Genomic DNA, 633 nt, shown 5'->3' with positions numbered 1-633 from the left:
TCTGGTGGTGGACATTTAGCGTCACCTTGAAGCAATATTTTTTGATATTGCTCACGATATTTCTGTTTAGCCCCTTTATCTAGGTCGGGATTATCTATTTGAGCTTTATTCATTTCTTTAAGTAAGGTTTGCATATCCTTCGCCCATTGCATGCCGTCTTGCTCCCAAGCCCTTTCTAATTCTCGGATGTGGTGAGCATTACATAATGCATGTTGGCATTGGGTATATTGATAATATGGCTTCCAATGGTCATGACATAGCACACCGGTAAAGTGCGGTAAAATACCGGCCTCATCCATCGCTATTTTTCCTCTTTTTTTTTTTTTTTAAAAATAAGTCCACCAAGTCGTTGATGCACCATGAAGCCATCGCCGTTTACCGCCGATATTAATGCCAGTCTCATCAACATGCAAAGTTTGATGCGGGCTTTGTAATGCCGCTTTGATGATACCTTCTGCGCCCGATGACTTTACCAGTGCCGCTGCTTGTTCATTAAAGTTAAATAAACTGCCGGCACTGATCGGAATACCTAGTTGGTCACTAAAGTATTCTTCAATGCGGTTATAAGGGAGTAATTGATATTGTGATAAGTAAACCGCATGGGCTTTCACACCAACACCATATTGAATAGGA

1 pseudogene is annotated in these 633 nt (G+C 41.2%); it reads right to left on the bottom strand.

Annotation, left to right across the window (positions count from 1 at the left end):
• Window positions 1-611, bottom strand: a pseudogene (locus tag GQR53_RS21675) (transposase); the annotation flags it as partial.
• Window positions 612-633: the final 22 nt, after the last annotated feature.

This window comes from Pseudoalteromonas sp. Z9A6 (assembly GCF_011378805.1).
GTDB classification, from domain to species: Bacteria; Pseudomonadota; Gammaproteobacteria; order Enterobacterales; family Alteromonadaceae; genus Pseudoalteromonas; species Pseudoalteromonas distincta.
Note: the sequence above shows the minus strand (reverse complement) of the source record. Positions and strands in the feature narration are given on the sequence as shown.